The sequence below is a fragment of the Rhizobium sp. Root483D2 genome, from assembly GCF_001426685.1.
GTDB classification, from domain to species: Bacteria; Pseudomonadota; Alphaproteobacteria; order Rhizobiales; family Rhizobiaceae; genus Pararhizobium; species Pararhizobium qamdonense.
Window position 1 is genome coordinate 96,117 of record NZ_LMFB01000039.1, and the last position, 26,113, is coordinate 122,229.

The following is a 26,113-nucleotide window of genomic DNA, read 5'->3' on the forward strand; positions in this document are numbered from 1 at the left end:
AACGACCCACTTCCGCCTATGTTCCTTAAATCCAGCGTCCGGGACCTTTGCGCTTCCGGCACAAGACCTTAGTCCGGTGCAGCATCGACCGATGCCCGCGACCTGTTAGTCGCTAGGCTCGACCCGAGCCGAAACGAATCCCACGTTGGTCACGAAAAAAATCATTGCAGAACTGCATGCCTTCCCAGACGCGCATTAGGCACTGGATTGGATGTAGAGACATGAAAGTGATATGAATGCCCGGCACCGAGGACGATTCAAAGCCAAAACGTCGTCGCGGAGGGCCTGACTCCGGGAAGTCGGGTACACCGCAAACAGGTCCTGAAGAAGCCGAAAAGTCGCAGCCCGCGAGCGTTGAGGTTGCGCAATCAACCGATACAGCCATCCTTTCCACCGCGAAAGAGGATCTGTGGCCACCCTTTGGACGAAGCCGGCCAGCAGTTCAGCAACTCTTATCTGCACTGCGCCACGATGTTGGGACAATATGGCGGCGCACGGCGGCGAGGTTTTCACACGCGTTACGAAATCTCGAGGAACAATCTCAGAATCTCCAGACCTCGCGGCCGGGCCTGAGACGTGACGTTTTCTTGTCACGCCTTTCGGTACCTCCAGCAAAGATACGGGCTATGCTTCCCGTCAAAGTCCTTCACGAAGCTTTTCAAACGCGTGAGATTTGCATAGCGTTGGAGCCGGTTGCGGCGATGGTCCCGGCATAGTCTGCCGGGCCTGATAGCCGTGCTGCACGGAAAGGCAGCGAGCTTACGGGCATTACCTTTCCTCAATGGCTCGTGTGATCCGCGCGATCTCAGGCAACAGTTCATTAGTCGACGATGGCGGTTCGTTCACCGAGGGGGAAACTGCGCTTGCACTGTCCGCACCACCCCACTTTCGTCGACGCCGTTCATCCCGAACGCCCTTATACAGCCTACGCATTTCCATCATGTCGATTTCGCGGTGGATCCAACGTTCCGCCAGCGATAAGAAGTCCGCGTCATCCTCGATCGGGCGTCCAGCGATGCCCTCGCTGATGATCAGCTTTCGGATCGTTGATCGTCGGCTCTCTAAGCTCATGGATACCTCATAGACAAAAAAGCCCGCCGGGGCGGGCCCGCGCTTCCCTTGTCCGAGAAAGTATCAGACGAACCTCTGTTTTGCACCTTTTTAGGATCGCAGAGTCTTTGCCCAGCGGGGTGAAGGTTGCATTTTCAGCAACTTACGAGTGCATAGTGTCGTGCAGCGCAACGGTTTCTGTGTACCCAAACTGTTCAGCCTAAGACTTGGAGGGCAACTTAATGGACGATCTCGTCGCGCTCAATAGGCTATGCCGAGGAAGTCAGGTCAGCATCGAGCGCGACGGTGCTTCCCTGACCTCATCACCCTCGGCGATGATGCCCTGGATCACGTCGCTGGTTTTAACGCGTATTGCCCGATTGTCCGCGCAGCTTGGATAATCATGTCGGCCCTGCAATTGATTGCCCTAATCAATGCTCCAGGCGAAGTTCTAATGCGATGCTTTGTCGCTCACGCCGCCGCCGTAACATATTAAGAAAGGCATCATAATATCGAGGCGAAAGACGCCGCCATCCCCACAGTCATTCCCTCCAATGTTGAAGCGACACCGACCTCCTCAGATATTGGCCCTATGCATAACCTTTATGGCGACGGATTTGTTGCCGACCCATTCAGCTTTACGCGCTCTGTCTGTTCAGTTCCAAAGGACTTCTTGTCAGATCTTTGGAATGATCCGACTCTAATGTAGGACTTTGGTCTACGACACGTAAGGCATAGGTCTCGGTGGCGGTTCGACGGCCTGTTGTACTGGAACTATATAATATCAGGCGTGTTGTGATCGCCAGGATCAACCAACGATCCCAACAGGAGAACCTCATGAAAAAACTTCTTATCGCAACAGCGGCCATCGCCTTTTCCGCGACCTCGGTATTTGCACAGGAAACCAAGCCTGCCGCGAATCCGGACGGCGATACTCCGGCCGTCGCCACACCTTCCGAGCAGAACGCAACCGCACCCGTCGAAGGGGCGAACAGCTTCACGGAAGATCAGGCAAAAGAGCGCATTACCGAAGCCGGTTATGCCGACGTCACCGAGCTGAAGCTCGACGACAAGGGAGTTTGGCAGGGCAAGGCGACCAAGGACGGCAAGGCCGTAGTGGTGTCATTGGACTACCAGGGCAACGTCGTCGCCAAGTAAGCGCGATCAAGAACAATAACGAGGAGAATCACCATGACGAAAACAGTGACAGGTCTTTTCGACAACTACTCTGATGCGACCTCAGCAGTTGATCAGCTCAAGGCGGCAGGTATTTCCGACAGTGACATCAGCATCGTCTCTAACAATTCAGACGGACGCTACAACGACGACGACAATGACAATGATGTCGCCGAGGATGCAGGAACAGGGGCAGGGATCGGCGCTGCCGTTGGCGGCGTAGGCGGTCTTCTGACTGGTCTTGGCATTATGGCCATCCCAGGCGTCGGCCCGGTCGTTGCCGCAGGTTGGCTTGCCGCCACGGCTGCTGGCGCTGTTGCCGGCGCGGTCGTCGGTGGTGCGGCGGGCGGCATCGTAGGAGCTCTGACGGAGTCCGGCGTCGACGAACGAGACGCCCATGTTTACGCTGAAGGTGTGCGTCGTGGCGGTACCCTCGTCACAGCTAAGGTCGATGATGCCCGTGCCACCGAGGCAGAAGCCATTCTCAAGCGTTCGAACTGGGTCGATCTTTCGGCGCGGCGTACTGCTTATGAAGGTCAGGGTTGGACCGCCTTCGACGACAGCGCCAATCCTTACTCAAAGGCGGAAATCGATGAGGAGCGCGCGCGTTATGCGGGCCGCGCATCATCTGTTTAATCCAGATTGTTTAAGTTTAAGCGAATGGGGCCTGATCGGCCCCGTTCGTGCGCACGGAGGTTTTCCTCCCATAAAGAACGCCACCAATGTAGCGCCTTTCAGCATTGTTCAAAGCACGCGGCTGGCACAATGAGGCCTGTTTAGGTGGCTGGCGAAGCTTCCTGCAATATTCGCTGATCTTTGATTGCAAACAAAATTCACCTCGTCATATGGCCAGTTTCGCCTATCTCCCGTCTTGGGGAATCGGTGACGGCGCTTGATCCGAAATGCATACTTTCTGCCGCGTTGGTTCGACGGCGGCAAGACTTATAAGCAGGCTTGCGTGAACTTCGGGACGATGTGGGGGTTGACGAGCTGGAAACTGGCGCCGGCAGAGGCGAAAAAATAAGAATTTTTCTGGCGGCGCTCTTGGATATGAAATTGTCGAAAACCAAATCGATTGACGCCAGCCGCTGAAGACGCTTAGTCACCGCACTCGGCGCTAGGGGTACATCTTTGGCTTCTTGCTCGAAGCACCCAGAAGCGGGCAGTCTGCCACCAGCCCCAAACCAGACATTCTAGAGAGGCATGTTTTCAGCTTGTCATTAATTTAGTTGGGGGGGTTACTTGGACATCGGTGAGCATGGCATTTGATTGAGGTGGTGCAAATGCCATGACCATGGACGTGGGCACACCCACCACGGCTGCGATCCAGATCGCGGCAGCTTTTGCGGGACCGCGCTCGTCTTGCGCGTTTGTCATTCCACTCATAACCCATCGGTATCTCCGCCACCTACGTGAAATCACACTGTCACTAGAGAGAGTCGAGTTTGCCATAATTCCCAAAGGGATCTCGAACAGGCCACGTCGCAAATTTCGAAGCTGTCAGCTTCGGGTGAAAAACGATCGGTTCGGCATGATGTGCGCGTGAATGCTAATATAATTGAATATGTAAGTATCTTTCTCACAGGTGATGTTATTAGGGGGAATGCCGGCGGCTTCGAAGCGCTCGATCACACTGGCTTCCACGCCCCAGGTCATCGGACTGACGAAGCCTTCCGGCGGCGGCGGTGAGTAGCCAGAGCTGATCCTGAGTATCTGCGCCACGAGGGTGGGATCGCCGGGGCTACATCGCCTGGCCTGGGTGCGAACATGGCGCCGAAGATCGAGACGACGTCAAATTCCCCATCTTCGAGGTTGACCAGATCGCTCGCGTCGCCCTCTTCGAAGCGAATGCTGGAATGCTGTAGGACCTTGGCACGGTCATTGCCGGCGGCGACAAGCTTGACCATGTTCTGGACATACGCTGGTCGAAGACCTTGTCTCGGCGAGCAATGAGGGTCCATCATGCGCGACGGCGTGAGCGTACCGCGCCGGTGCAGACGACGAAGCAAGTGTCACCTTCGTCCTGGATTGCAGCACCGGGGAACTATTGTTCCTTGTTGAGGAGCGCGCCGTGCGGCTAGCGAGGCTGAGGGCAAGCTACTGTCGCCAGCGCAGCCCTTTGCCGATGTGCTTGAGGCGACCATCAATCACACGACGCTGCCGAGCTTTGGACGCTGCCCGACGCACTGCCCTTTGGCTCTATACCCCGCCGTCTGTTCAAGGTAGGTTCCTGTGCTGCGCGACCGCAGAGGCAACATTTGGGGCGGTGCGGCAGTCGATCCGCGCACTGACATGCTGTAGTGATCTGGGGCGTTGGGGGTAAATTCGAAAGCCGCAGGTAGACGATGATATGGCTGCAGACAGCCTCCCCGCACAGGAGTAAAGAAATGAGTGTCGCAACACCCGCTTTTCCGGCTTCGACGTGAGCAATTGGCAGGGCAGCTATTGTGGCCCTGCGCCGGTACCCGCGGATCTATTATCACGCTGGAATATCGAGCCTTGGGCACTTGCAATCTTGGTCACGTTGACACTTTGGGCAGGGCGGAACCGCCCCGGTGCTGCGGCCATAGTCGTGTTGGCATTTGCGTTCCTATCACCGCTTTGCGCTCTGTCCTCGGCGCTGTTTTCAGCGCGGGTGGTACATCATGTTCTTCTGGTGGCGGTGGCAGCCCCGCTTTTTGCACTCTCGCGCCCCGCGCGGGCGACAACGGGGGTGGGTCTGCCATTTCTTCAAGCCACGGTCGCGCTATGGCTGTGGCATGCGCCTATGGCTTATGACGCGGCTCTGGGGCATATGGCGGTTTTCTGGGCCATGCAGGCGACCCTGTTTGGGTCTGCATATCTCTTCTGGCGTGCAGTGTTTTCGCAACCCGGAGGGTCGGGCGTGGGGTGGGTGTTTCTGGCCTATCTTGCGATGGGACTGTTGGGCGCGATCCTGACCCTTGCGCCGAATGCGGTCTATGCAACCCACGCAACGGCACCGCTGCTTTGGGGGCTGTCGCCGCTGTCTGACCAGCAGCTTGGCGGGCTCCTGATGTGGATGCCCGCGGGCCTGCCTTTTGCTGTGTGGGGGTGGATGCTGGCACAACGGGCGTGGCGCGAGATGGGAGAACTCCAGTGATCTGGTTTGAAGGACTGGTTCCACATCTCAAGGCGCTACACCTGAGTTTCGTCGCGGTCTGGATTGCCGGGCTGATCGCCTTGCCCCGCATGTTAGCCCGCCACGACCGCACGATCGTGCAGGCCGAATTCGCGCAAATCCGCCGCGCCACCCATTTCGGATATGTCTGGATCATCACGCCAGTGGCGGTTTTGGCAATTGTCACAGGATCAACCCTGATCTTCATTCGTGAGGTTTTCACCGTGTGGATTTTTGGAAAACTCATCCTTGTCACAGGGCTTGTTGGAATGCACGCATGGGTGGGGCATACGATCGTTGCCGTGGCCGAAACGGAAGGCGAGCACGAACCTCCCGAGCCTCTGGTTCCAACCATTTTTATTTTCGGTCTGGTGGTCGGCGTTCTGTTTCTTGTTCTGGCCAAGCCCGAACTGGGCGAAATGCCGATGCCGTCGTGGCTTTTGCAACCTTTCGGTCGTCAGTTGCCCTTTGATACCCCCAAACCATAGTCGAAAACGAGCTTACCGCCATGCCACCCCGTTGCCGCCACGACAATGACCGCAAAGCCGGACATGAGGATACCCCAAGGCAGAATGGCGGACTCGTATCCGTTCAGCCGCCACCCCCAGTTCAGCCCCAGCACGGACAGCAGCATGACGGCGATGACGAAATGCGTCCAGGCTGCAGCTCGAATTCGGATGCCGGGGACCATCAGCAATTCCATCGTGCCGCTGGCCCCTGCCAGCAGGCCGAAAAGAAAGGCGGTGCCTGTAGCCCAAAGCGCCGCCCAAGCCCAACGTTCCTGCCCCGACCACCAGTAAAGCACGTCGGCCCCAAAGGCACAAAACGTCAGCGCCACCGGGAAGGCCACGGTCATGGCATGCAACGGATGACCCCAGATCGCGACGCGGCTTTCGGTTTGCTGAAATGCGGGATCGCTGGTGATCGGGTCTTCCAACGGGGCAATATCCTCTGCCACTTGCTTCATCTTTTGTGTCACCAGAGACTCCTTCGCGGTGCTGCATTTGTGACAATGCTTCAGATCGCAACTGGTTGCCAAGCACGGCTTTCGATGCTGCATCCTGCGGGACCGGCAGCACATACTATTGCAGATTTGTGGTGGGTCATGCTGGCTTGCGGGTTGGCAATCTTTCTTTTGGTTATGGCGTTGTTGATTGCCGCCTCTTATCGCCCTGCCAATCCGTCAGTTGACGGCAAGGACGAGAGCGGAACCCGTGTCTGGATTTGGGGTTTTGGGCTTGGCTTTCCGCTGGTAACGCTGGCTGCGCTGACAGGATATGGTCTTTCCATCGGTGAGCGATTGCTACCACGCGAGGCGCTCGATCTAGTGACCGTTCAGGCCGAGGCGCGGCAATGGGCGTGGACGTTTCGCTATGGCGAGGACCAAGTAATTGCAACCGAAGGCGTGCTGCACATTCCTGCGGGCCGCCCCGTGAATGTCGAGATCACCAGCACTGATGTGATCCATTCGTTCTGGGTGCCACGTCTGGCGGGCAAGCTTGATGCGATACCTGGCCATGTGAACGTCCTGCGTATCGAGGCCGCACGCCCGGGCACATATGACGGTCAAAGTGCCGAGTTCAGCGGACGCGGATACCGGGAGCATGTGTTTAAGGTTGAGGCGCATGATGCGGCGTCCTGGGCCACATTCCTGGTAGGAGGCACACAATGACCGATGACCGTCCTTCATCCGTCTCACAGCCGCGTGGGAAGGCGCTACGCCTACACAGGGGCCTTGCGCGCATATGGGGGTCCGATCAGCGTTTTCGTGGCTGGTTTACCACCAGCAACAACAATGACATCGGCACCTTGTTCCTGATTGTCGCCACTTCGTTCTTTGTCATCGGCGGCATCCTTGCCATGTTGATCCGCACACAGCTTGCGACACCGGACTCGGCCTTCATGGAGCCGCAGGTCTACAGCCAGATCTTTACGATGCATGGCACTGTGATGATGTTCCTGTTCGCGATCCCGTTCTTCGAGGCGATGTCGATGCTACTGCTGCCGGGCATGCTGGGCACCCGCGATTTGGCGTTCCCGCGCCTTGGGGCCTACGGACTTTGGGTTTATATCTTCGGCGGCAGTGCGGTCATTATCGCCATGCTGATGGGCCTTGCCCCCGATGGTGGCTGGTTCATGTATCCGCCGCTGTCCTCGGCGGCATTTTCGCCGGGGATTGGGGCCGATGTCTGGTTGCTGGGTATTACATCGATCGAGGTTTCGGCTATCGCGACGGCGATTGAGGTGATCGTGACTGTGCTGCGCTACCGCGCAGCGGGGATGAGTCTGTCGCGAATGCCGATCTTTGCGTGGTATATTCTGGTCGTGTCGGTGATGATTCTGACGGCGTTTCCGCCGATGATCCTTGGCTCGCTACTGCTGGAGGTGGAACGCGCGCTGAACTGGCCGTTCTTTAAGGTGGAAAACGGCGGCGACCCCCTGCTGTGGCAGCACCTGTTCTGGCTGTTCGGTCACCCTGAGGTTTACATCATCTTTCTGCCCGCTGCGGGCATGATAGCCACCATCTTGCCGGTGATGGCGCGCACCAACTTGCTGGGCTACGGCTGGGTTGTGGCGGCGGCTGTGTCGCTGGCCGTGCTTAGCTTTGGCCTCTGGGTCCACCACATGTTCACGACCGGTATTCCGCATATGGGGCTCGCGTTCTTTTCAGCGGCGTCCACGCTCGTCGCGGTGCCAACTTCGGTCATGATTTTTTCGTGGATTGGAACTTTGTGGAAAGGCCGCGCCCGGATGGAATTGCCGATGCTGTGGATCATGGGATTCTTTGCAACCTTCGTGATAGGCGGGCTGACAGGGGTGATGCTGGCTGTGGTGCCGTTCAACTGGCAGGTCCACGACACACATTTCGTGGTGGCGCATCTGCATTATGTGCTGATCGGCGGCTATGTCTTTCCGATGGTCGCGGCGATCTATTACTTCATGCCTCTGCTCACCGGGCGGACGCGGTTTTTCAAACTCGGAGAGGCGGCGTTCTGGTTGGTGGTGCCGTCGTTCCACATCACGTTTTTTTCGATTCACATGGCGGGTTGCTGGGTCAGCGAAGGCGGACCTGGACCTATGACGCGGATCAGGGATGGACGGCACTGAACCTCGTCGCCTCCATCGCATCCTTCGTGATGGCCATCGGTTTTGCGCTGATCATCCTTGATGTGGCGGTGAATGCGTTTGTCGCCGTGCGGGGGCGGCGCAACCCGTGGGGGGCGGGAACGCTGGAATGGGCGGCGGCAATCCCGTCGCCTGCGTACGGCTTTGCGTCAATCCCCATCGTGGAAGGCCGCTACCCGCTGCACGACGAACCGGACCTTGCACTGCACATTGCGCGGGGCGAGGGCTATCTGGGCGATTCATCCCGGAACCGGCGCGAGACGCTGATCGTTTCAACTGCGCGCGGTGAGCCATCGCAAGTGGTGGTGCTGCCAGGCAATTCGGTGCTGCCTTTCCTTCTGGCCGTGGTCACCAGCACATCCTTTCTGGCCCCCCTGTTCGACGCCTATATCGTCGCGGGTCTTGCGCTTGTGGGCGTGGTTGCGCTTGCGCTTGTCTGGGCATGGGGCCTGGGCGCGCGTGCGGACGAAGGGCCCGTTGACGCGGGACATGGAGCGAAGCTGCCGCTGGCATCCGAAAGTCCCGACCCGCCGGGGTGGTGGGGATCGGTGTTCCTGTTGCTTGCGGACGGCGTGCATTTCGGATCACTGCTGTTTGGCTACGCGTTCCTGTGGACCGTTGCTCCGAACTGGCCTCCACACTCCTATCTTCAGCCACAGCTATGGGCCGTCATCCTTGCGCTGACGGGTGCGTTGGCGCTGACCGCGGGACCGCGCCTTGCGGTGCGTGCGATTGCGAGGGGCGGCGCTGTGTGGCCCACGATCACCCTTGGAATTGTCGGTGCCTTGGCACTGGCCATCGGTGCGGCGAGCGTGATACTGGATCGGCCCGACCCTGCCAGCCATGCCTATGATGCCACGCTGTGGTTACTAGCGGGCCATGTGGGGCTGCACACATTCCTGTCCTCAATCATGCTGTTCTATCTGGCTGCGAGGGGGGCTGCGGGGTATGCCTCGCCCGCTCGCATTGGCGAGGCACGGATCGTGAGGCTCTGGGCGGATTTTACCGTCGCCACCGGGCTCGTAGCGCTGGCGGCGGCGTAGTTACCAGGAGCATTTGCATGATCGAAATCCTGCGCCTTTCGCTGCCGATTACAGTTTGGCTTACCGGCTTTAGCGCAGTCTACGCGCTGCAGGGGCTGTCTTGTTCGCGCCATTGGCCCGCGGACCTCGAGGCGCGCCCCGTTCTGCTTGCCGCCTGGGCTATTGCGATTGTCCTTCAGCTTATAGCGCTGATTGCAGTCCTCTACGCTCCATCCCCTGCCCGTTTTGTGCAGACGGCGGCCACAGCACTTGCTGCGACCGCCGTTATCGCGGCGGTGTGGACCATGATGCCGGTACTTGCCGCCTCGACCTGCCTTTGATCGCTAGCTTTGGCAAATTCGGATGGTGCGCGATCGCTTAATGTAGGCGCGGCTCAAAAAGATCGGGAAATAGCTGCGCTTCCGACGCTACGGAATGCGCAAGTCGACGGTACCCCCGAGGATGACGAGAGGCTCGTCACGCTCTTGACCCTCAGGACACAAAACCGGAGCTCCCAATCCTGATCAACCATGACGGTTGACACCTCGCCCGGCTTGGGCCAGCGGGTCGGACAAGGTCGTGAACTGCGGGCGCTGATCGACCTCGGGGAAGCCGCCGCATTGGAGCAAACGTAATTCAGATAAAATACACGAGAGCCTAGTGGTGAGCGCGCCCGGAGGGCCTTCGATCACGCGTGAAGATTTGGCATGCTTCAAAACATTAAACACTGCCAAGCTGTGGTTATTGAAACCAGATTAGGCCTGTGTGTTCGGATGAAAAACGAGCATTGAAGGTCGGCGGTAGTAATAATACGAAATACAAATATTTTAGCAGATCTCTGGAACGGGGCGATTGTTCGAATCCATTCAGGCCGTGGACTACGTGGTCCAATTACTCGTGGAGGAAGCACATCTGTCGGATGGCAACGGATCGAATTCCTCACAGTAGTGATGGACGCGGCGAACCCGCGACTCTCTGCCATGGAAGAAGAGGTAGAGATCGAGGAGAGCAAACCAGCAATCCTTACCGACGGCAATTCGAGACCGTAAGCGATTTGCCAGAGCCGACGATTTGTAACTGCGTCGAACAAATAGGTTCAAAAATGACCAACATCGCTATCATCGGCTCCGGGCCGACCGGAATTTATACTTTAAAGGGGCTGATGGAAAGCGATACACCGCTGTCTGTAACCGTCTACGAATCCAATGCCGATCCGGGGAAGGGAACTCCATATCACCCACGCGCCAACGATCGGGCAATGCTCGCAAACATCGCAAGTATCGAGTTACCACCCGTGTGCGAGAGCCTGGCGAACTGGCTCCGGGTCAAGAGCCCGGCCGAACTCGCGATGCTAGGCGTTCCAGTCGAGACCATCGGCGAACGGGAGTTTTATCCGCGGGTCGTTCTTGGGGAGTATTTTGAGGCGCAATTCAACGGCCTTTTGGCGAAGGCGGTGTCGCGCGGGCATGTCGTTCACGTCAAGGCAAGTCACAGGGTCGTGGATATTCAGCTCAGAGAACGCGACATTGATGTCGAGGTCGAGAGCGCTGACGGCACAACCGAGCGCAACGCGTTCGACCATGTCGTGGTGGCGACGGGTCATGACTGGCCGGAGAAAAGCGAGACGAAACCGGGATTCTTTGTTTCTCCGTGGCCAGCCAAAAATCTCGACACGATCGGAGATGTCTCGGTCGGCGTACTTGGAACGTCTTTGAGCGGTATAGACGCTGTCGTGTCGGTTGCCACGTCCCACGGGTCGTTCCTGCTCGATAACTCGGGAACGATGCAGTTTCACTCTGGTTCCGGCCCCGGCTTCCACCTGACGATGATGTCGAGGAAAGGCCTTCTCCCTGAAGCTGACTTCTACTGCCCCATCCCCTACGAACCGCTCGCGATATTTACGGAGGCGGCCGTGGACCGCCTGGTGGAAACGGTTCCCTACAGGCTACTCGACGAGATGTTCGAACTCTTCCGTGCCCAGCTGTTCGCCAGCGACCCGGCCTATGCCGAGCGCATCGGGCTCGGCATGCTGACAGTCGAGACCGTGGCCGACGCATACTTCGCGGAACGGGAGACTTACGACCCGTTTACCTGGGCCGCACTTAACCTTGGAGAAGCCAAGGCCAATAAGGCAACGCGCAACACTGTTGCCTGGCGATACGCGATACTGTGCATGCACGAGACCGTGCTAAGGGCCGTCCCGCATTTCAACGACGTCGATCTGAAACGCTTTCACAAGCATTTCAAGACGCTATTCGTCGACGACTATGCGACCGTGCCGCACCAGTCGATCGAAAGGCTTCTGGCGCTCCATCGGGCTGGGCGGCTGTCGGTTCTCAAACTTGGACCGGACTACAAGGTCGACCACGACACCGTCGAACGGGGAGCCGTGATTGAGATCGGAGATAAGCGGCACGCTTTCACGGCATTCATCGACGCGACGGGTCAGCACGCCGTTTCCGCATGGGATGTCCCATTTCCAAGTCTGATAGAGCAGGGTGTCGTGCGCGAAGCGCGGACGGTGAAAGCATCCACCGCACTCGCCGCCAACGACGACACGGCCACTGTCGCGACGGGCGGCATCGATCTCGACAGCCAGTTCCGGCCAAAGTTCGAAAAGCCGCTCAGTCACAATCTCTACTGTGTGTCGATACCGTTCCTTCTTCACAAACTGCCGTTTGTCCAGGGAATTACGAGCGCCGAGGAACTCGGGAGCCTTGTGGCGAAGGCCATCTTGGAGGATGCCGCGAGCACCGAGTTCGGTCTCGACGTTGTGCGGAAGGTGGTCGCCTGATCCTTCTGCTCGGTGGACGCGGAACAATAGCTTCGACGACTGGTTGTGCTCACGCCTCCAACCAAAGGAACATGCATATGTTGATGAGGGTCGACCAGCTGCAGGCTTCCCTGCCAGCTCAAAATCGTGCAGACCCCAACGCAGCCGCCGCCCTTGAAGGGAGTCGCGCGTAGTTCGTTCGGGTTGCCTCGCACTCGCAGCGAAGTGCGAGGCATGCGCAGGAGCTGTTACTCAGCCGCCGCAAGGGCTTTCAGCAAATGGTTTGCCGTCTATCACGCCATAGCATGCCTCGACGCCATCCACGTCGATGATCTCCATCCAGTCGCCGCTTCGGTTACTGGTCGTCTTGTTCCTCACACCCTTGGGGGTGAACTTGAGGATTTGTCCCTTTTCGACACTGGCTTCTCCAGTAGCTCTGGACAAAATCATTGAAATTTCCGCCAAGCGCCCACGGACTTCCTCCGATAGCCTGGCAAGTCGTTGAATGTCGTCGATGTGTATCTCTGCCATGTTGTCACTCCGGGCTGGTGGGTTTTACATCCCATAGTTTGGTTTCGGCAGTATTAGATTATTCGAATATAAAAGTCTCGGCTAGGGCTTTGCCGACAATACGTCACCCAACATTATTCAGAGTAGAGCTGCCAGGTAGCTCGTTTGGCTCATGACAAAAAGGGAGCAGGTTTCGCCCACCGGCTCTCTGACCACACCAAACGCTGCGACCAACCAACCCATAATATCAGCAAGAGTTAAATAAAGAATCGGCTAAAATAATGCAATCGTTGAGTAATTTTCGCTTGTTAGTAAAAGATTAACCATTGCGGCAACATATTCCGTGCAACTACACCGCCCATGATGGGATCTTCAATCAATTTTAAGATGAGCTAAAATGACGAGCATTCTCACGAATGTCGGCGCAATTTCTGCGCTCCAAACACTGCGATCAATCAATGCCAGCATGGCAGCTACTCAGGGTCAAGTGTCTTCGGGCTTACGAATTGAAAGCGCAGACGACAACGCTGCCTATTGGTCGATCGCAACAACAATGAAGTCGGATAATAAGGCGCTCTCCGCAGTGGCCGACGCGCTTGGGCTTGGGGCAGCGAAAATCGATGTGGCCTATTCTGGTATGGATGCGGTGATCGACGTCATGTCTGAATTTAAGGCTAAGCTCGTCGCAGCGAAGGAGCCGGGCGTTGACAAGGCCAAAATTCAGAAGGAGTTGGAGCAACTCAAAGAACAGGTGGTTAGCATCTCCACGTCGGCCAGTTTCGGCGGGCAAAATTGGCTGAACACCGACATCGCCGAACTCGTTGACCCCACCCTAAACAAGGTATCGTTCGTTTCCTCCTTTGTTCGATCGCGCGGCGGCTCCGTGGCAGTGGAGACTGCTGACCTCGGCCTCGACGAAATATCACTGTTTAACAAGACGGGCGGTGGCCTTCTGCAGTCAGCGAAGATCACCAAGACGGTCAGCACTCCGGGTGGCCTGGTATCCAATATTGGCGGCCTTCAGAATGGTGCGGCCTCCGATCTGCCCCACTACGGGCACTCGTGGTTCATTTTCTCTGGCGCCCGCAGCCTCAGTGCTACGGACCAGATTGCCTTCGACATTTCGGTTGATGCCAACGGCGCCTATACCGCCGGCAGCAGCTATAGTGTGACGATAGACCAGGCACTGGTGAACGCGGCGCTGGGCAAAAGCGACGGATCGATCACAAACTCCTCCGAAATGTCGATCGCCCTCAAGTCTGCCCTGGCGGCTGCGGGAGCGCCTGCGGACAGTTCCCGTGACTATCATTACTTGCCAACGTCCAGCGGTAGTAGCCTCGTAGATATTTTCTCAGTCGAGGCACTTTCGCCGGGTCTGGGATCGAGCATCTCGATCAGCAATGTAACCTCGACGCTTGCTGGCGGTTATAACTTCGGCATGTCCCAAATCAGCAGCCACAACAACATCACGCCTTCCGCCTACGTACCATTCACGGCCGGCTTCCAGTTCCAGATGACCGCCACCTCGCAGTTCTCCTTTGACGTGAATTTCCCAACGGCGGGCACAAGCCAGAGCTACACTGTGACAAAGGCCGACGTGGATGCCGCCCTCGGCACCAGTGACGGTATCGTGGGCAACTTAACCGATTTCACGACGGTTCTTGGTTCGGTGGTAAGCGACCTGACCTTCTCTCAGAGCAGTGGTAATCTTTGGATATCGCCTGATCCGTCCGGTCCACATATCGGTCGGCATGCGATCTTCAGCGTATCGAACATGACCGTCACCGATATCCTGACCGTAGAAACGACCTCCACCTATGTCACCATAAGTGGGTTCGACTTCCTGTCCATCGACGTTACTGATCCCATTACGGACATCGATGACCTGATCTCCGCCGTAGACGTTATGACGGAAGCCGTCGTTTCTGGCGCCTCGGTCCTGGGTGCCTTGCAGTCCCGTATCGATATGCAGTCTAAGTTTTCCGCAGAGCTTATGGACACAATAGACAAGGGCATCGGCCGGCTGGTCGATGCCGACATGAACGAGGAATCGACCCGACTAAAGGCGCTTGAGACGCAACAGCAGTTGGGCATTCAGGCTTTGCAGATCGCGAATTCTAACTCCGAGAACGTGATGGCTCTATTCCGGTAACCAAGGCAAATTTATGATTCATTTTTTCCCGCCTGTTGCTGGAGATAAAGTGGCATTTTCTCGCGATAAGATTTTCCGCTGAACGCCCCAGCAATTTATCGGTCCACAATCACAGATCGGTGGTGAAACGAACGCGGAGAGGCGATTCGGGCCCAAGTTGGACATCACTCGTTTTCACGGGTCTTTGAGGTCGTTATTTTCATCGGCTACCAGACCGATCACAGATCGTTTCGTTTGGAAAAGAATGCCGGGGAGTACGCTGCGGTCAAAATCGAACAGATCTAACTGCGAAAACCAAAGTCACAATGTGATAGTGCAACGACCTGACCGCAGATTATTCGACCACCTCGGGATCCCGACAAACTCCGTCCAGGTCAACGACCACTCGTCAATGATACCCTAGTTGTGCATATAGGTGCCATGGTCGTGCACCAAAGCATCGACCATGGTGAATTCAGGCGGGGCGACCCCGGCCGATGAGGTGCGGCCTGATTTTCTCCAGCGACCGTTTCGATACGATCGGTGCAATGCGCACAGCGCAAAAGTCGAGATTTTTCGCTGAAAATGATGTGAAAGATCGTGTTTTGCCATGCTCTTACCCTATTGCGATCGACACCTATCTGCAGCCGATATCGATGATATGGGCCATGTCAACAATACGGTGTACCTTAAATGGGTACAGGACGCCGTGGTACAATACTGGCAACAGGTATCTCCTTCCGCCGTACGAGGCGGGCTTCTCTGGGTCGCACTCCAGCACGAAATCAAGTATCGGATGCCATTGTTCCTTGGAGACAAGGTCACCGCCACTGGAACACGCGGATCAAGGGCATCCTTTACGACGATGTTTAAACGCGGTGACGATCTCGCGGCGGAGGTGCACAGTTCATGGTGCTGCGTGGACGCTTCGACGCGGCGACCGCGCCGGATCGCGGACGATATCGCCCACGTATTTCTACCGCTGCCATCGTCGCGCCAAGGCGCTGAACGACAGGCAGTGATCAGCCATCGATAATCTGATGGGGCCAACGAGGCACTGGCGGATCGTCTTTATGAACTGGTGAGGGGTACTCTCGTTCCGAGCCATCGATCGGCTAGGCGGCCCGGCAGCGTGCCCGTGATCACACCATGAGCAGATAGCCGTGCCGAAACAGGGTAGCAGCCCCTTCTTCTGATTGGGATCAAATTGTACACGTGCCGCTGACGAAGGAAGCGACAGAGGCCTCGATCTCATCGCGCAACATCTCAGCGGCGATCAGGTTTTGATTGAAACCGTCGTCGATTTTTCCGCTGTCGGCATAGTCGACGAAGACGCCGTAGACATAGTCTCGTCTGGTGACGTGGCCGTTCTCGCAGAAGGGGATGGCGATGTAACCGACGACGCATTTCTTCTCGATCGAATCCGCTCCGCGGCCGCCCTTGTGAACGCTCAGCATTTGGGCCCGATAGGCGTTGCCAAAGGATGAAGGTAGTCCTGCAGCGGTAGCAAGTGTGCGGCAGATATCGACGACTTCGTTGAGCGGTTGACCAAGTGCGTGGGTCTGGAAGGCTTGCCAATGCGTGGCATCGAGATAGCCGTTGCTGCATCTCTCATATAGCTTGCCAAAGTCGACAAGCGTCGATTCATTCCTCGCGCAGCCGGTTGGTCCATTGTGCCGCGTGTTGCCCATACCGAATTCGGCCGCCGTCGCCGCGACCGCTGCGATTCCGAAGTAGCGCCGGATTGCCTCGGTAGTCGCATTGCGCGATCGTTGCATCATCGATTCCATCGCTGTCGACAAGGCGCAGGGTATCTGGTCGGCCGCCGCAGTGTTGACTTCGTCGAACGGGCAATCGGTTCCCTGCGTCGGCAATGAACCGATGCCAGGTGGCACGGGGATGGTTGTGTTGAGGGTGACCACGGCATTGCCGATCGTCTGCTTGTCCTGAACCGCCCGCATCGCGTGGGCGTAGACGAGCGATTTCATCGCGCTTGCAGGATCGAAGACGGTGGTTTCGTTGAACGCCTGAATGACGTGTCCACCGATACGCCGCAGATAGAAACCGTGCCAGCCGCCTGTATGGCTCGCTCCCAGCATGTCGCGAATCTTTGCGTGCTGCGCAGGATTGGTTGTCGCAAATGTCCGGGGATGCATAACACAAGCATAGCGCCTGTTCGATCCTTCCAAATAGGTTGTCAGATCGCTGACATAGGTCCCGTTGATGCGTGCGTTAGTAAAGATGTCGTCAATGGACTGTCCGAAGTACCACCACCAAGCAGGCGGTGATGCCGGCTTCTTGATCGCGATCACATAGCGGTTGCCGTCGTGCGTTGGGTATGAACGGATAAGATCGAGCTGTCCGTCGGTTTCATTCAGACGCTCGCCGATATCGGCAGCCTTTTGCCCAAAATACCACCATGAACCAGACGTTCCACGCGGCACCATGATCGCTGCAAAACGGAGACCGGCGCCGGTGTCGTAAGGGGTGATTTCGACCGGCATGGCGTCGTGTTCGCCGAATTTAGCTCCAAGCTCGTCAGCGGTAAGGCCGAAATACCACCAGTAACCCTGCTCCGGACGCTTCTGCATGACCACCGCGAAGCGTACATTGCTTCCTTGTCCATAAGCGCACAGGCTGGTCGGAACAGCCCCGTGCTCGCCAAGCTTGGCGCCGACCTGATCTCCGGTTAGGCCAAAGTACCACCAGTGGCTGGTATTTCGATTCTTGAGAAGAATGGCCGAAAACCGGAGGATGTTGCCATCCATAAAGGCCTCGATGTCGCTGATATGTGCGTCATGCTCGGATAGTTTTGCACCGAGTTGATCGGCCGTTAGGCCCGAATACAGCCACCAGCCGCCTGTGTAGGCTTCCTTCATCGGCATGGAATGTCCCCCGCGTTGGACAGACCCCCTGAGAAGAGGGCACGATTTTCACCAAATGCCATATCCAGTGGGAGAACCGTCGCAGTCTCCGGTGTGGTCGGAGACAAATTGTCTAAGCAGTATGGGGTGTAGAATTGAAAAGTCGCGATCATTCCGCATGTCATATCGGTAGAGCGCAAACATGGTGTCCAGAAAACCTTGCGTTTCCCCATCGTGTTTCGATCTGGCGCACTGCCGTCACAAACCACACTGACAAAATGAGTGTAGAGTATTTTTTCATGACCTTTCGTCACGGCCTTCCGTCGCTCCTTCGCCTCGAAGACTCGGTACCCGCTCTGATTGACCACCAGCGTTACCAGCTTGCGAACCTGAACAGCCACGAGCCGCAAATGATGATCAACAACACTGTGGGCTTGGCGAAGGCGGCCGAAGCTTTCGGCGTCCCAACGATCCTGATCACGGTCGGGCACTGCATGCAGTTTTGCCGCACTCCCGCTGCTGTGACCGGCTGGACCGTCGTATCGTGTGATCCATGATCTATCAGTCGCGTGGAGGATCCCGCTTTGGAAGGGAGTTCGCGTGGGCAGCAGCTTCGCCGGAGTAAGGGAAATCATCCCCAAGCTGTCGGTCGCCCTCGTAGACCTTGAAGGCAGGGCCATCGACTTCAATAATCTTGTAGCCGTTCACGTATTCGATCTTCGGCGTTTTCCAACCCATGAATCAGCGCTCCTCTTCAGGAGTGCAGGTGGTGTATCACACAGCCGATTATCAGGTCTTAGTACGAGTCAAATTCCCCACATCGGGCCTGTGGTTCGATTCCGTTCAAGGCGTGTGATTACATCGTGTAGTCCCGAATGAACTCCTGGACCCGTTTCGTCAGAGCGCCAATGTCGAAGGGCTTGGTGACGACCTGCATTCCGGGATCAAGATGACCATGGCTGAGGACGGCGTTCTCGGCATAGCCGGTCACGAACATGACCTTGAGGCCTGGGCGCAACTCCCGCGCGGCGTCGGCCACCTGTCGGCCGTTCATCCCGTTCGGCAATCCGACGTCCGTAATCAGCAGGTCGATCCTGGCGTCCGAGCGCAGTATCTTCAATCCTTCGGGACCGTCGCCCGCTTCCATCGTGCGGTATCCCACTTCCTCCAAGGCGTCGGTGACGAGCATACGGATCAGGGCCTCGTCGTCGATGACCAATACGGTCTCTCCGCTGTCTGCGTGAAGGTCTCCAGCTTCTGCCTCGACGGCGGCTGGGGCGGCTTCGGCGGTCGCATGGCGCGGGAGGAACACCGTCACCGTCGTGCCTTGGCCGACCGACGAGTGGATTCTGACGTGTCCACCCGACTGGTTCACGAAACCGTGTATCATGGAAAGACCCAAACCAGTGCCGAGACCGATCGGCTTTGTGGTGTAAAACGGCTCAAAAGCGCGCTTCACGACCTCCGGTGTCATGCCGACCCCGTTGTCTGAGACCGCCAGCGAGACATAGTCTCCCGCAGGCATTTCCCTAAGGCTGCCCGCGGCCCTGTTTATCGTCCGATTGGCCGTCTCGACAGTGATGAGGCCGCCGTCAGGCATGGCGTCACGTGCGTTGATGCAGAGGTTTAGGAGCACGTTCTCGAGCTGGTTGGGATCGACGAGCGTCGGCCACAGGGCTTCGGTGCCATGCAGTTCGACCGCTACCTGCGGGCCGACGGTACGGCGGACCATATCCTCCATGCCAGCCACGAGCCTATCCACATCCGTCGGCTTGGGCTCCAGCGTCTGCCGCCTGGAAAATGCCAGCAGTCGATGTGTCAGCGCGGCCGCGCGCTTGACCGCTCCCTGCGCGCCGCTCATGTAGCGTTCGACTTCGTCGAAACGGCCTTGCTCGATGCGCCGTTCCATCAGTTCGAGAGAGCCGGAGATGCCCGCCAGCAGGTTGTTGAAGTCATGGGCGAGGCCGCCCGTGAGCTGTCCGACCGCTTCCATCTTCTGGCTCTGGCGAAGCGCGTCCTGCGCTTGCTCCAGTTCCGCCTCGCGGGCCTTCACATGGCTAAGGTCGCGACCGATGGCAACAAAGTTGATGCCGTCTGGCTCCGGCGCGACGGTCCACTCAACATGCTTCCAGCCACCGTCGCTGGTGGCGATGCGGTTTTCGAACCGGGTCGGCAGACGCGTCTCCGCCATACGGCCGATAGCCTTGAGAGTCGGCGGCCCGTCGTCAGGGTGCATGAACGTCGCGTAGCCCCTTGTCAGCAACTCACGTTCGCTCCAACCGAGTACCTGCGTCCAGGCGGGACTGACCGCCGACATCATTCCGCTGTAGTCGGCGCGTGCCAGCAAGTCTTGGGACAGGTTCCACAATCGATCACGCTCTGCGGAGCGGGCCTCGACCTGTGCTTCCAGTGTCGCGTTGAGTTCACGCAGACGCGCTTCGCTTTCCCGTAATGCATGCACGCCGCGTGCGCGTTCGACGGCGCTCCGGGTGCGCTCAGCGAATTCCTTGATCAGTGCGAAATCACCGTCGCTCCAGTTGCGTTTGTTACCGTGGTTGACGAAGAACACCGCGACGAGCCGTCCCTGCTCGAGAACGGGCACGTTGACGAAGGCTCGCGTATTCTTCGCCGCCAAGCCATCGGCAGCGGATCCAGCTGTTCTGGCGTCCGAGCGGGTATCGTTGATGACGGTGAATTCACCGCGCTTGAGATTGTCAACGAAGGAGCCGTAATCACGAAGCGGCACGATGCCCGTAAGCGAATCCACCCCGGGCGCGGTCCAGTCGCGATCGGTATGAAGCGTATCGTCATCGGGATCGATAGCCGAATAGCCGACCCGGCTACTGCCGAGGGTTTCCCCGAGAACCTTGGCGGCGGCGTAAGCGATGTCGCCCGGTTCCTCCAGATCGTGGATGGCCTGCGTCAGATCGGCAAGTGCGGCGCGGCGGATTTCAGCTGACTTGCGGGCGGTGATCTCGAGCGCTGTCCCGGTTACCCTCAGACACCGCCCCGAGGCGTCGAACACTCCGCGGCCTTTGGCGGTGATCCATCTCTCAACCCCGTCTTCCTTACCTACCGTTCGATATTCAACGTCGTATAGGGCTCGCAGTTCAGGGTCGGCGGCGGCGAGGAAAGCCGTCGTGGTGGCTTCCCGATCGGCAGGATGCAGACCGTTGTAGAAGTCGTCCAAGGTCACCGGAACATCGGCGGAAATCCCGAACATCGCCTTGGTCCTCTCGGGCCAGATCAGCGTGTCCTCGACCAGGTCAACGTCCCAGAGGCCGACATCGGCGTTGGCGACCGCAAGACGTAGACGTTCTTCGCTGGCTGCCAAAGCGGCCTGCTCTTCGATCAGGCGTCGCTCGACGAGGACACGGGACGTGTTCTCGGGCGTAATATTGAGGACGGCGGCGATACTCCCGTCCTCGTCCCGTAACGGAGAAAGGGAATAATTGAACCAGGCGGTCTCCGTGCCACCGCCTTCAAGCCGCGCCATGACGAACGGCGCGTCCTCGAAGTAAACGGTGTCGCCGCCGGAGCGGACGTCGTCGAATTGGGGCTTGAGCTGGTCCCAGATTTCTGCCCAAACGACGGAGCCAGGTTGCCCCAGCGCCGCAGGATGTTTGGCGGCCAGGATTCGTCGATATGGATCATTGTAGACGAGAGCGAAGTCGGGACCGGACCAGAGGCAGATCGGAAAGGGAGAGTCGAACATCGACCGCGCGATCAGCCGGACAGCAGGCGACCATCCCGAGGTCGGCCCCATGGGCGTCTTCGACCAGTCCAATTCTCTTGCGAGCGAACGCACTTCGCCGGGACCCGAAAATAGCGAAGCTGCATCAGAGCGCGCTTCGTCCAAGGCGTTCATTCGTTCGTTGATCGTCACGTTCACTCCAAATACCGTCCTGTATCAAAGCTATATAGTGGAATCCGCGGTCGTCAGAAAGTAACGAAACAATCGGGAAACCCTCGCGGTGACGATGAGTAGCCGACGCATCTTCAATCCGAACTTCCGGTGGCAGTCGTGCGATTCCCGGGCCAAGCCGTCAGGGCAAGGTCGATCAACCGTTTCAGGAGTGCGTTGCAGGCACCATCGCAGGCCTGGGCCGACATGCCCTGGATGATCGCACCGTAGAAGCGCGCGAGCGTGTCCGTGTCGGTCCCGACCGGCAATTCGTCCTCAATGACGGCGCGATCGAAGCGGGCTTTCAGAACCTGCATCGATGCCTCGCGAAGAGCTGCAGTCATTCGAGCGACCGACGCATTTTCTTCCGCATGCTGCAGGACCGCGGTCGAGACCATGCAGCCTGCGGGCTTGCCTGGTTGCGTGTCGCCATCGGCAATATTGTAGAGGTAGCGGCTGAGCGCTTCATAGGCGGGTAGGGCGGATGCCAGGATTTCACCCTGGCAGCCACTCTCGCGGGCGATGCTGAAATCCAGTGCTTGGCGATACAATTCCTCCTTCGAGCCGAAGTTGGAATAGAGCGTCGGCGGATTGATCCCCATGGCTTTGGTCAGGTCGGCGGTCGACGTGCCTTCGTAGCCACGCTCCCAGAACAGGCGCGCCGCGATGTCGAGACCGGTGTCTCGATCGAGTACGCGCGGCCTTCCTCGTTTGCGAACCGACTCTTCCATTAAAATAGTGATCCCTATTTAATTGTTGACAGGCAGGTTTCAACTCTTAATATAGCGATCACTATTTTAATTGGCAACGGAGCAAGAAATATGTCTAAGAAATTGGAAGGCAAGACAGCGCTTATCACCGGAAGCTCACGGGGTATTGGACGGGCGGTCGCGCTCGCCTTTGCAAAGGAAGGTGCCGGGCTGATCGGTGTGCACTACACCGCTAATCCGGATGCCGCCAAAGCCACCGTGCGCGATATCGAGGGACTGGGCGTCAAGGCTGTCGCAGTGAGGGCCGATCTGCGACAGGGCAAGGAAGCTGCCGATAGCCTCTGGGCACAGTTCAGCGACGCGGCGCGTGCGCAGACGGGATCGGCTGTTCTCGATATTCTCGTCAACAATGCCGGCATTGCTCCTGCAGTCCCGTTGAAACAGACAAGCGAGGCTGTCTTCGACGAGGTGATGACCATCAACTACAAGGCGCCGTTCTTCCTGATCCAGGCGGTAGCGGACCACATTCGCGACAAGGGCCGCATCATCAACGTCTCAACAGGGTTCACCCGGATCGCAGCACCAACCCATCCAGCCTACGCGGCCTCCAAGGGAGCGCTTGAGACCTTAACACTGGCACTGGCGCCCGAGTTTGCGGTCCGCGGGATTACGATCAATGCCGTCATGCCAGGCGTCACCGAAACGGATATGAACGCCGAATGGCTGGCATCGCCGGATGCACGCGCCGGCGCCGAGGCGCTTTCAGTCTTCTCGCGTGTTGGCCGAGCCGACGACATTGCCGATGTCATCGCCTTCCTGGCGTCGAATGACGCGCGCTGGACAACCGGGCAGATTATCGACGCGACGGGTGGAGCCCGAATCTGAACGATCCCAACCTCTGCTATTCGTCCAAACCAGCATACCAGGCGGCATAGGGCGTATTCGCAACGAGATGCCGTTTGACATCCGGCGCCCTATCGACCCACCAGACGGGGCCGCGCTCGCCGAGCGCGGTCTTCGCTATGTCGACCTTGCGGCGTGTATCAGCAAGCTCGGCGGTGTTCCTTCGCATCCCTGACAACGCGTCGCCTATCGATATTAACGGGTGGCTGATGCGTTCTGGGGAGTATTCATGAAGCCGAGTGATCCTTTACAAGCTTGGCGCTGACAAGGACTTCCCGAGGTGCCTGTTTGCGCCAGACTTTCTGGAAGCTCTCGACAACGTTGTCGCTGGATACGGCAAGGCCTGGAAGTGCGACCCAGTCTGGTGTCTGCTTTCCCAGAAGGGCCAGCACACAGGTCTGTGCCACGGCGACACCCTGCAGATATGGCTGCTGAGCACCGATGCCGCAGATCATACCACCCGAGGCGAGGTTGATAGCGGCTTCTCGACCGAGATCGACGGTCGCCACCGGGAGGTGGCGGCCTGCCCGTTCCAGCGCCTTAACCACTTCCATGGCAGGCGTGTCCCAGACCACAAAGAGGCCCGCGAGGTCGTCGTGATCGGATACCAGCGTTGAAGCATCTGAGCCGGCTGTTTGTATGCTATCGAATTTGCGCACGACCAACCGGATATCCGGGCGGTTCATCAGCATCCATTTGTTGAACGCGATTTCGCGTTCATTGGTGGCGAAGAATTCTGCATGGTAGGACAGCACGCCCACGGCAGCGCCGTCAGCCAGCCGTTTCGCCAGAAACGCGGCCGCGATCGTGCCGAGGCCAAAATTGTCGGCAGAAACCAGCGCGACGTAATCTGAGCCCGGAAGAAGGCCTGTCGGGACATTGTCGAGGAGAAGCAGCCGGATGCCATCCCGAGAAATGCGCCGGTGCGCATCGGCGACGGTGGAATTGGCAACCGGGATGGAAATGATCGCGTCCGGTTTTTCGCCGCGCAAGCGCTCGAGCGCGGCAACCTGAGCTTCCGGAGCAAAGCCGCAATCGACTACCTCGATCACGGCTGTTTCGCAGTCGCCGAAAGTTGCCATGATGCCGGCAATTTGTTGTTTTGCCCAATCACTGGCCATGGTGTGTAGGACGATCGCAACACGAAAGCGCCCCGCACGAGCGGCGACAATGTCATCGGCAAGCAGCGCGATGCGTTCGGGAGGCGCTGCCCGTTCCCCATGTGGCCCCAATCCAGATATCGTCATAGTATGGATCTCGTTGTTAATGGGAAGTTGGCAAGAGCTTAATGGGTCGGAAACCGGCTTTTCCGAAACCGTAGGACACATTCGGGCGACATGCGTTAAGGTGCAATCGCTTTTCGGTCTTGCTCGCCAGCAATGCCTGCCCGGCGTGCGGCGCACGACTTGCGCAGCGCCAGGAACACGGGGTGGGCGAGTGGCGTGCCCTGCACGATCCAGTCTTTCAGGCAGCCCGGCTCGAACAAACTTTCCACGACCACCATCGCCGCACCCACCAGGCCCGCTGAACTGCCCATCTGCGATTTAGCGATGATCAGGTCGCGTGTCACCAAGGGGTGGCTCTCTCCATAGACCGTTTCACGAACGGCGGCCAGAAGGAGGTCATTGGTCTGGGCCATGGTGCCGGACAGAATGATCAGGTCCGGATTGAGCATGTTGGCGAGCATCGCGACCGAATGGCCGATCATGCGTCCGCTGAGCCCAAGGATCTCCATGGAGGCCGGATCACCGGATTGTGCGGCCTGGCTGACTTCGATCGCGCCGACATCGCCACCCCGGCGCAACGTATCGGCGAGCAACGGGCTTTTGCCGGATTGCGCGGCCGCCAGCCCCTCGCGCGCGATCATGTCGCTGCCGGCGAGCGCGTCGAGCGTCGAGGCACGGTCGCCGGCCTGCACCGGCATCTGGCCGATCAGCCCGGAAGCGCCCTGCGCTCCACGATAGAGCCGGCCGTCGAAGATCAGCCCGGCCCCGATCCGTTTTCCAACTTTGATGAACAGCATATTGCGAGCAGTTTGTCCCGCACCCGCAAAGCGCTCGCCCATCGTCATGGTCTCAATGCTGGAGCGCAACCACACCGGCGCGCCAAATCGATCGACAAGGGTTTCCACGAAGGGAAAACCTTCCCACGCCGGCAGGAAGGACGGCGTCTGTTCCATGAACGGCATCTCGTCGCCCTCGGTCACGGGCCCGGGGACCGAAACTGCAATTCCCCATACCGGCATATCCGGCGCGTGCTTGGCGATCAGCCAGTCGAACAGAGACAGGATGCGAAGAGAGGTCGATGCCGCATCCGCGCCCAGATCGATTGCCTCGTGGTGCTCCGTAAAGAGCCGGCCCGAAAGATCGGCGATGCCGACTCCCAAAGCTGACTGGTCCAGCGTCGCGACGAGAATACAGCCAAGATCCGTCCTGAACCGGACGAGGCGCGGCGCCCGTCCGCCACTGGCAATGCCGAGTTCGCTTTCGACGATCAGCCCGATTTCCGAAAGGGTTGCCAAGCGGTCTGCCACCGCAGCCCGTCCCAGCTCGCTTTCCCGTTCCAGTTCCTGTCGCGTCGTGGCCTTGCCCGACCGGATAAGATTGAGGACCGCACCAAGGCTCGCTGCAGCCGAGTCGCGGGTCGTCGGTCGGCCTTTTCCACGTATTCGGGATGACGAGGCAATGGGCATGTTGCCGTATTCCCTTCGGCGTTCGCGTTGGAGGCTTCGTCATTCAGCACCGTCAGCCCCTTTTCATTGGATAAATCGATTGCATGTGTGGGGCAAGTGCAAACTTATGTCGT

The 26,113-nt window shown here is 58.2% G+C and carries 24 protein-coding genes and 1 pseudogene; 13 read left to right on the forward strand and 12 right to left on the reverse strand.

The window, feature by feature from the left end:
- Positions 1-768: 768 nt before the first annotated feature.
- A complete protein-coding gene (locus ASD32_RS24300; protein ID WP_060640608.1) occupies positions 769-1,071 on the reverse strand; it encodes a hypothetical protein in 303 nt (100 codons plus the stop codon).
- A 221-nt stretch (positions 1,072-1,292) separates the two neighbouring features.
- On the opposite strand from ASD32_RS24300, the gene ASD32_RS29810 reads away from it, so the two are divergent.
- From ASD32_RS29810 to ASD32_RS24310, 3 genes are all read left to right on the forward strand, one after another.
- Positions 1,293-1,451, forward strand: a complete 159-nt coding sequence (locus ASD32_RS29810) for a hypothetical protein (protein ID WP_156383328.1) — start codon at positions 1,293-1,295, stop codon at positions 1,449-1,451.
- Between the two features lie 436 nt (positions 1,452-1,887).
- The gene (locus ASD32_RS24305; RefSeq protein WP_060640609.1) at positions 1,888-2,208 is read left to right on the forward strand and encodes a PepSY domain-containing protein; all 321 of its coding nucleotides are present in this window, start codon (positions 1,888-1,890) and stop codon (positions 2,206-2,208) included.
- Between the two features lie 33 nt (positions 2,209-2,241).
- Entirely contained in the window at positions 2,242-2,862 is a 621-nt protein-coding gene (locus tag ASD32_RS24310) for a general stress protein (protein WP_060640610.1), read from the forward strand.
- 864 nt (positions 2,863-3,726) lie between these two features.
- Here ASD32_RS24310 and ASD32_RS30375 read toward each other — a convergent pair.
- Entirely contained in the window at positions 3,727-3,948 is a 222-nt protein-coding gene (locus ASD32_RS30375; RefSeq protein ID WP_200953641.1) for a hypothetical protein, read from the reverse strand.
- Positions 3,949-4,798: 850 nt separating this feature from the next.
- On the opposite strand from ASD32_RS30375, the gene ASD32_RS24320 reads away from it, so the two are divergent.
- Together ASD32_RS24320 and ASD32_RS24325 are read left to right on the forward strand one after the other, a co-directional pair.
- Complete coding sequence (locus ASD32_RS24320) at positions 4,799-5,347, forward strand: cytochrome c oxidase assembly protein (protein WP_244490254.1); 549 nt, start codon at positions 4,799-4,801, stop codon at positions 5,345-5,347.
- Complete coding sequence (locus ASD32_RS24325; protein ID WP_060640613.1) at positions 5,344-5,853, forward strand: CopD family protein; 510 nt, start codon at positions 5,344-5,346, stop codon at positions 5,851-5,853. The genes ASD32_RS24320 and ASD32_RS24325 overlap by 4 nt, the downstream gene beginning before the upstream one ends.
- Here ASD32_RS24325 and ASD32_RS24330 read toward each other — a convergent pair.
- Positions 5,823-6,344 carry a DUF2231 domain-containing protein gene (locus tag ASD32_RS24330; RefSeq protein ID WP_060640614.1) on the reverse strand — a complete coding sequence of 174 codons (522 nt, stop codon included), beginning with the start codon at positions 6,342-6,344 and terminating at the stop codon, positions 5,823-5,825. The genes ASD32_RS24325 and ASD32_RS24330 overlap by 31 nt on opposite strands.
- Before the next feature lie 33 nt (positions 6,345-6,377).
- On the opposite strand from ASD32_RS24330, the gene ASD32_RS24335 reads away from it, so the two are divergent.
- From ASD32_RS24335 to ASD32_RS24350, 5 genes are all read left to right on the forward strand, one after another.
- Positions 6,378-7,037, forward strand: coding sequence for a cytochrome B (locus ASD32_RS24335; RefSeq protein ID WP_244490255.1), 660 nt, complete (start codon positions 6,378-6,380; stop codon positions 7,035-7,037).
- On the forward strand, positions 7,034-8,473 hold the full coding sequence (locus tag ASD32_RS31030) for a cbb3-type cytochrome c oxidase subunit I (RefSeq protein ID WP_348270750.1): 1,440 nt from the start codon (positions 7,034-7,036) through the stop codon (positions 8,471-8,473). The genes ASD32_RS24335 and ASD32_RS31030 overlap by 4 nt, the downstream gene beginning before the upstream one ends.
- Positions 8,474-8,502: 29 nt before the next feature.
- Positions 8,503-9,534 carry a hypothetical protein gene (locus ASD32_RS31035; RefSeq protein WP_348270751.1) on the forward strand — a complete coding sequence of 344 codons (1,032 nt, stop codon included), beginning with the start codon at positions 8,503-8,505 and terminating at the stop codon, positions 9,532-9,534.
- 17 nt (positions 9,535-9,551) lie between these two features.
- A complete protein-coding gene (locus ASD32_RS24345) occupies positions 9,552-9,854 on the forward strand; it encodes a hypothetical protein (RefSeq protein ID WP_060640615.1) in 303 nt (100 codons plus the stop codon).
- 761 nt (positions 9,855-10,615) lie between these two features.
- Complete coding sequence (locus ASD32_RS24350; RefSeq protein WP_060640616.1) at positions 10,616-12,307, forward strand: FAD/NAD(P)-binding protein; 1,692 nt, start codon at positions 10,616-10,618, stop codon at positions 12,305-12,307.
- A 231-nt stretch (positions 12,308-12,538) separates the two neighbouring features.
- Here ASD32_RS24350 and ASD32_RS24355 read toward each other — a convergent pair whose 3' ends face one another.
- Positions 12,539-12,817, reverse strand: a complete 279-nt coding sequence (locus ASD32_RS24355) for a hypothetical protein (RefSeq protein ID WP_060640617.1) — start codon at positions 12,815-12,817, stop codon at positions 12,539-12,541.
- A 376-nt stretch (positions 12,818-13,193) separates the two neighbouring features.
- Between ASD32_RS24355 and ASD32_RS24360 the strand changes: the two genes are divergently transcribed.
- Positions 13,194-14,948 carry a flagellin gene (locus ASD32_RS24360; protein ID WP_060640618.1) on the forward strand — a complete coding sequence of 585 codons (1,755 nt, stop codon included), beginning with the start codon at positions 13,194-13,196 and terminating at the stop codon, positions 14,946-14,948.
- A 399-nt stretch (positions 14,949-15,347) separates the two neighbouring features.
- Here ASD32_RS24360 and ASD32_RS29815 read toward each other — a convergent pair whose 3' ends face one another.
- Positions 15,348-15,539, reverse strand: coding sequence for a hypothetical protein (locus tag ASD32_RS29815; protein ID WP_156383331.1), 192 nt, complete (start codon positions 15,537-15,539; stop codon positions 15,348-15,350).
- Between the two features lie 590 nt (positions 15,540-16,129).
- Positions 16,130-17,812 carry a serine hydrolase gene (locus ASD32_RS24370; protein ID WP_060640620.1) on the reverse strand — a complete coding sequence of 561 codons (1,683 nt, stop codon included), beginning with the start codon at positions 17,810-17,812 and terminating at the stop codon, positions 16,130-16,132.
- A 278-nt stretch (positions 17,813-18,090) separates the two neighbouring features.
- Between ASD32_RS24370 and ASD32_RS24375 the strand changes: the two are divergent.
- Positions 18,091-18,276, forward strand: a pseudogene (locus ASD32_RS24375) (hydrolase); the annotation flags it as partial.
- 76 nt (positions 18,277-18,352) lie between these two features.
- Here ASD32_RS24375 and ASD32_RS30380 read toward each other — a convergent pair.
- The 3 genes from ASD32_RS30380 to ASD32_RS24385 form a co-directional block, all read right to left on the reverse strand.
- Complete coding sequence (locus tag ASD32_RS30380; RefSeq protein WP_200953642.1) at positions 18,353-18,529, reverse strand: hypothetical protein; 177 nt, start codon at positions 18,527-18,529, stop codon at positions 18,353-18,355.
- A gap of 118 nt (positions 18,530-18,647) precedes the next feature.
- A complete protein-coding gene (locus ASD32_RS24380; RefSeq protein WP_156383332.1) occupies positions 18,648-21,677 on the reverse strand; it encodes a PAS domain-containing protein in 3,030 nt (1,009 codons plus the stop codon).
- Between the two features lie 113 nt (positions 21,678-21,790).
- On the reverse strand, positions 21,791-22,426 hold the full coding sequence (locus ASD32_RS24385; RefSeq protein WP_060640623.1) for a TetR/AcrR family transcriptional regulator: 636 nt from the start codon (positions 22,424-22,426) through the stop codon (positions 21,791-21,793).
- A gap of 90 nt (positions 22,427-22,516) precedes the next feature.
- On the opposite strand from ASD32_RS24385, the gene ASD32_RS24390 reads away from it, so the two are divergent.
- The gene (locus ASD32_RS24390; protein ID WP_060640624.1) at positions 22,517-23,290 is read left to right on the forward strand and encodes an SDR family oxidoreductase; all 774 of its coding nucleotides are present in this window, start codon (positions 22,517-22,519) and stop codon (positions 23,288-23,290) included.
- Between the two features lie 16 nt (positions 23,291-23,306).
- Here ASD32_RS24390 and ASD32_RS29820 read toward each other — a convergent pair whose 3' ends face one another.
- From ASD32_RS29820 to ASD32_RS24400, 3 genes are read right to left on the reverse strand one after another with little or no spacing between them, the layout of a single operon-like run.
- Positions 23,307-23,477: a hypothetical protein gene (locus tag ASD32_RS29820; protein WP_156383333.1), complete on the reverse strand. Its 171-nt coding sequence runs from the start codon at positions 23,475-23,477 to the stop codon at positions 23,307-23,309.
- A 58-nt stretch (positions 23,478-23,535) separates the two neighbouring features.
- A complete protein-coding gene (locus tag ASD32_RS24395; RefSeq protein ID WP_244490256.1) occupies positions 23,536-24,711 on the reverse strand; it encodes a substrate-binding domain-containing protein in 1,176 nt (391 codons plus the stop codon).
- Complete coding sequence (locus ASD32_RS24400) at positions 24,651-26,000, reverse strand: ROK family protein (RefSeq protein ID WP_060640626.1); 1,350 nt, start codon at positions 25,998-26,000, stop codon at positions 24,651-24,653. Before ASD32_RS24400 ends, ASD32_RS24395 begins: the two co-directional genes overlap by 61 nt.
- Between the last annotated feature and the right edge of the window lie 113 nt (positions 26,001-26,113).

What these genes read in the sequence shown, in the direction of transcription:
- ASD32_RS24300 (WP_060640608.1), bottom strand. Translation starts at nt 1,071, where the DNA reads ATGAGCTTAGAGAGCCGACGATCAACGATCCGAAAGCTGATCATCAGC.
- ASD32_RS29810 (WP_156383328.1), top strand. Translation starts at nt 1,293, where the DNA reads ATGGACGATCTCGTCGCGCTCAATAGGCTATGCCGAGGAAGTCAGGTC.
- ASD32_RS24305 (WP_060640609.1), top strand. Translation starts at nt 1,888, where the DNA reads ATGAAAAAACTTCTTATCGCAACAGCGGCCATCGCCTTTTCCGCGACC.
- ASD32_RS24310 (WP_060640610.1), top strand. Translation starts at nt 2,242, where the DNA reads ATGACGAAAACAGTGACAGGTCTTTTCGACAACTACTCTGATGCGACC.
- ASD32_RS24335 (WP_244490255.1), top strand. Translation starts at nt 6,378, where the DNA reads ATGCTTCAGATCGCAACTGGTTGCCAAGCACGGCTTTCGATGCTGCAT.
- ASD32_RS31030 (WP_348270750.1), top strand. Translation starts at nt 7,034, where the DNA reads ATGACCGATGACCGTCCTTCATCCGTCTCACAGCCGCGTGGGAAGGCG.
- ASD32_RS31035 (WP_348270751.1), top strand. Translation starts at nt 8,503, where the DNA reads ATGGCCATCGGTTTTGCGCTGATCATCCTTGATGTGGCGGTGAATGCG.
- ASD32_RS24345 (WP_060640615.1), top strand. Translation starts at nt 9,552, where the DNA reads ATGATCGAAATCCTGCGCCTTTCGCTGCCGATTACAGTTTGGCTTACC.
- ASD32_RS24350 (WP_060640616.1), top strand. Translation starts at nt 10,616, where the DNA reads ATGACCAACATCGCTATCATCGGCTCCGGGCCGACCGGAATTTATACT.
- ASD32_RS24355 (WP_060640617.1), bottom strand. Translation starts at nt 12,817, where the DNA reads ATGGCAGAGATACACATCGACGACATTCAACGACTTGCCAGGCTATCG.
- ASD32_RS24360 (WP_060640618.1), top strand. Translation starts at nt 13,194, where the DNA reads ATGACGAGCATTCTCACGAATGTCGGCGCAATTTCTGCGCTCCAAACA.
- ASD32_RS29815 (WP_156383331.1), bottom strand. Translation starts at nt 15,539, where the DNA reads ATGGCAAAACACGATCTTTCACATCATTTTCAGCGAAAAATCTCGACT.
- ASD32_RS24370 (WP_060640620.1), bottom strand. Translation starts at nt 17,812, where the DNA reads ATGCCGATGAAGGAAGCCTACACAGGCGGCTGGTGGCTGTATTCGGGC.
- ASD32_RS30380 (WP_200953642.1), bottom strand. Translation starts at nt 18,529, where the DNA reads ATGGGTTGGAAAACGCCGAAGATCGAATACGTGAACGGCTACAAGATT.
- ASD32_RS24385 (WP_060640623.1), bottom strand. Translation starts at nt 22,426, where the DNA reads ATGGAAGAGTCGGTTCGCAAACGAGGAAGGCCGCGCGTACTCGATCGA.
- ASD32_RS24390 (WP_060640624.1), top strand. Translation starts at nt 22,517, where the DNA reads ATGTCTAAGAAATTGGAAGGCAAGACAGCGCTTATCACCGGAAGCTCA.
- ASD32_RS29820 (WP_156383333.1), bottom strand. Translation starts at nt 23,477, where the DNA reads ATGCGAAGGAACACCGCCGAGCTTGCTGATACACGCCGCAAGGTCGAC.
- ASD32_RS24400 (WP_060640626.1), bottom strand. Translation starts at nt 26,000, where the DNA reads ATGCCCATTGCCTCGTCATCCCGAATACGTGGAAAAGGCCGACCGACG.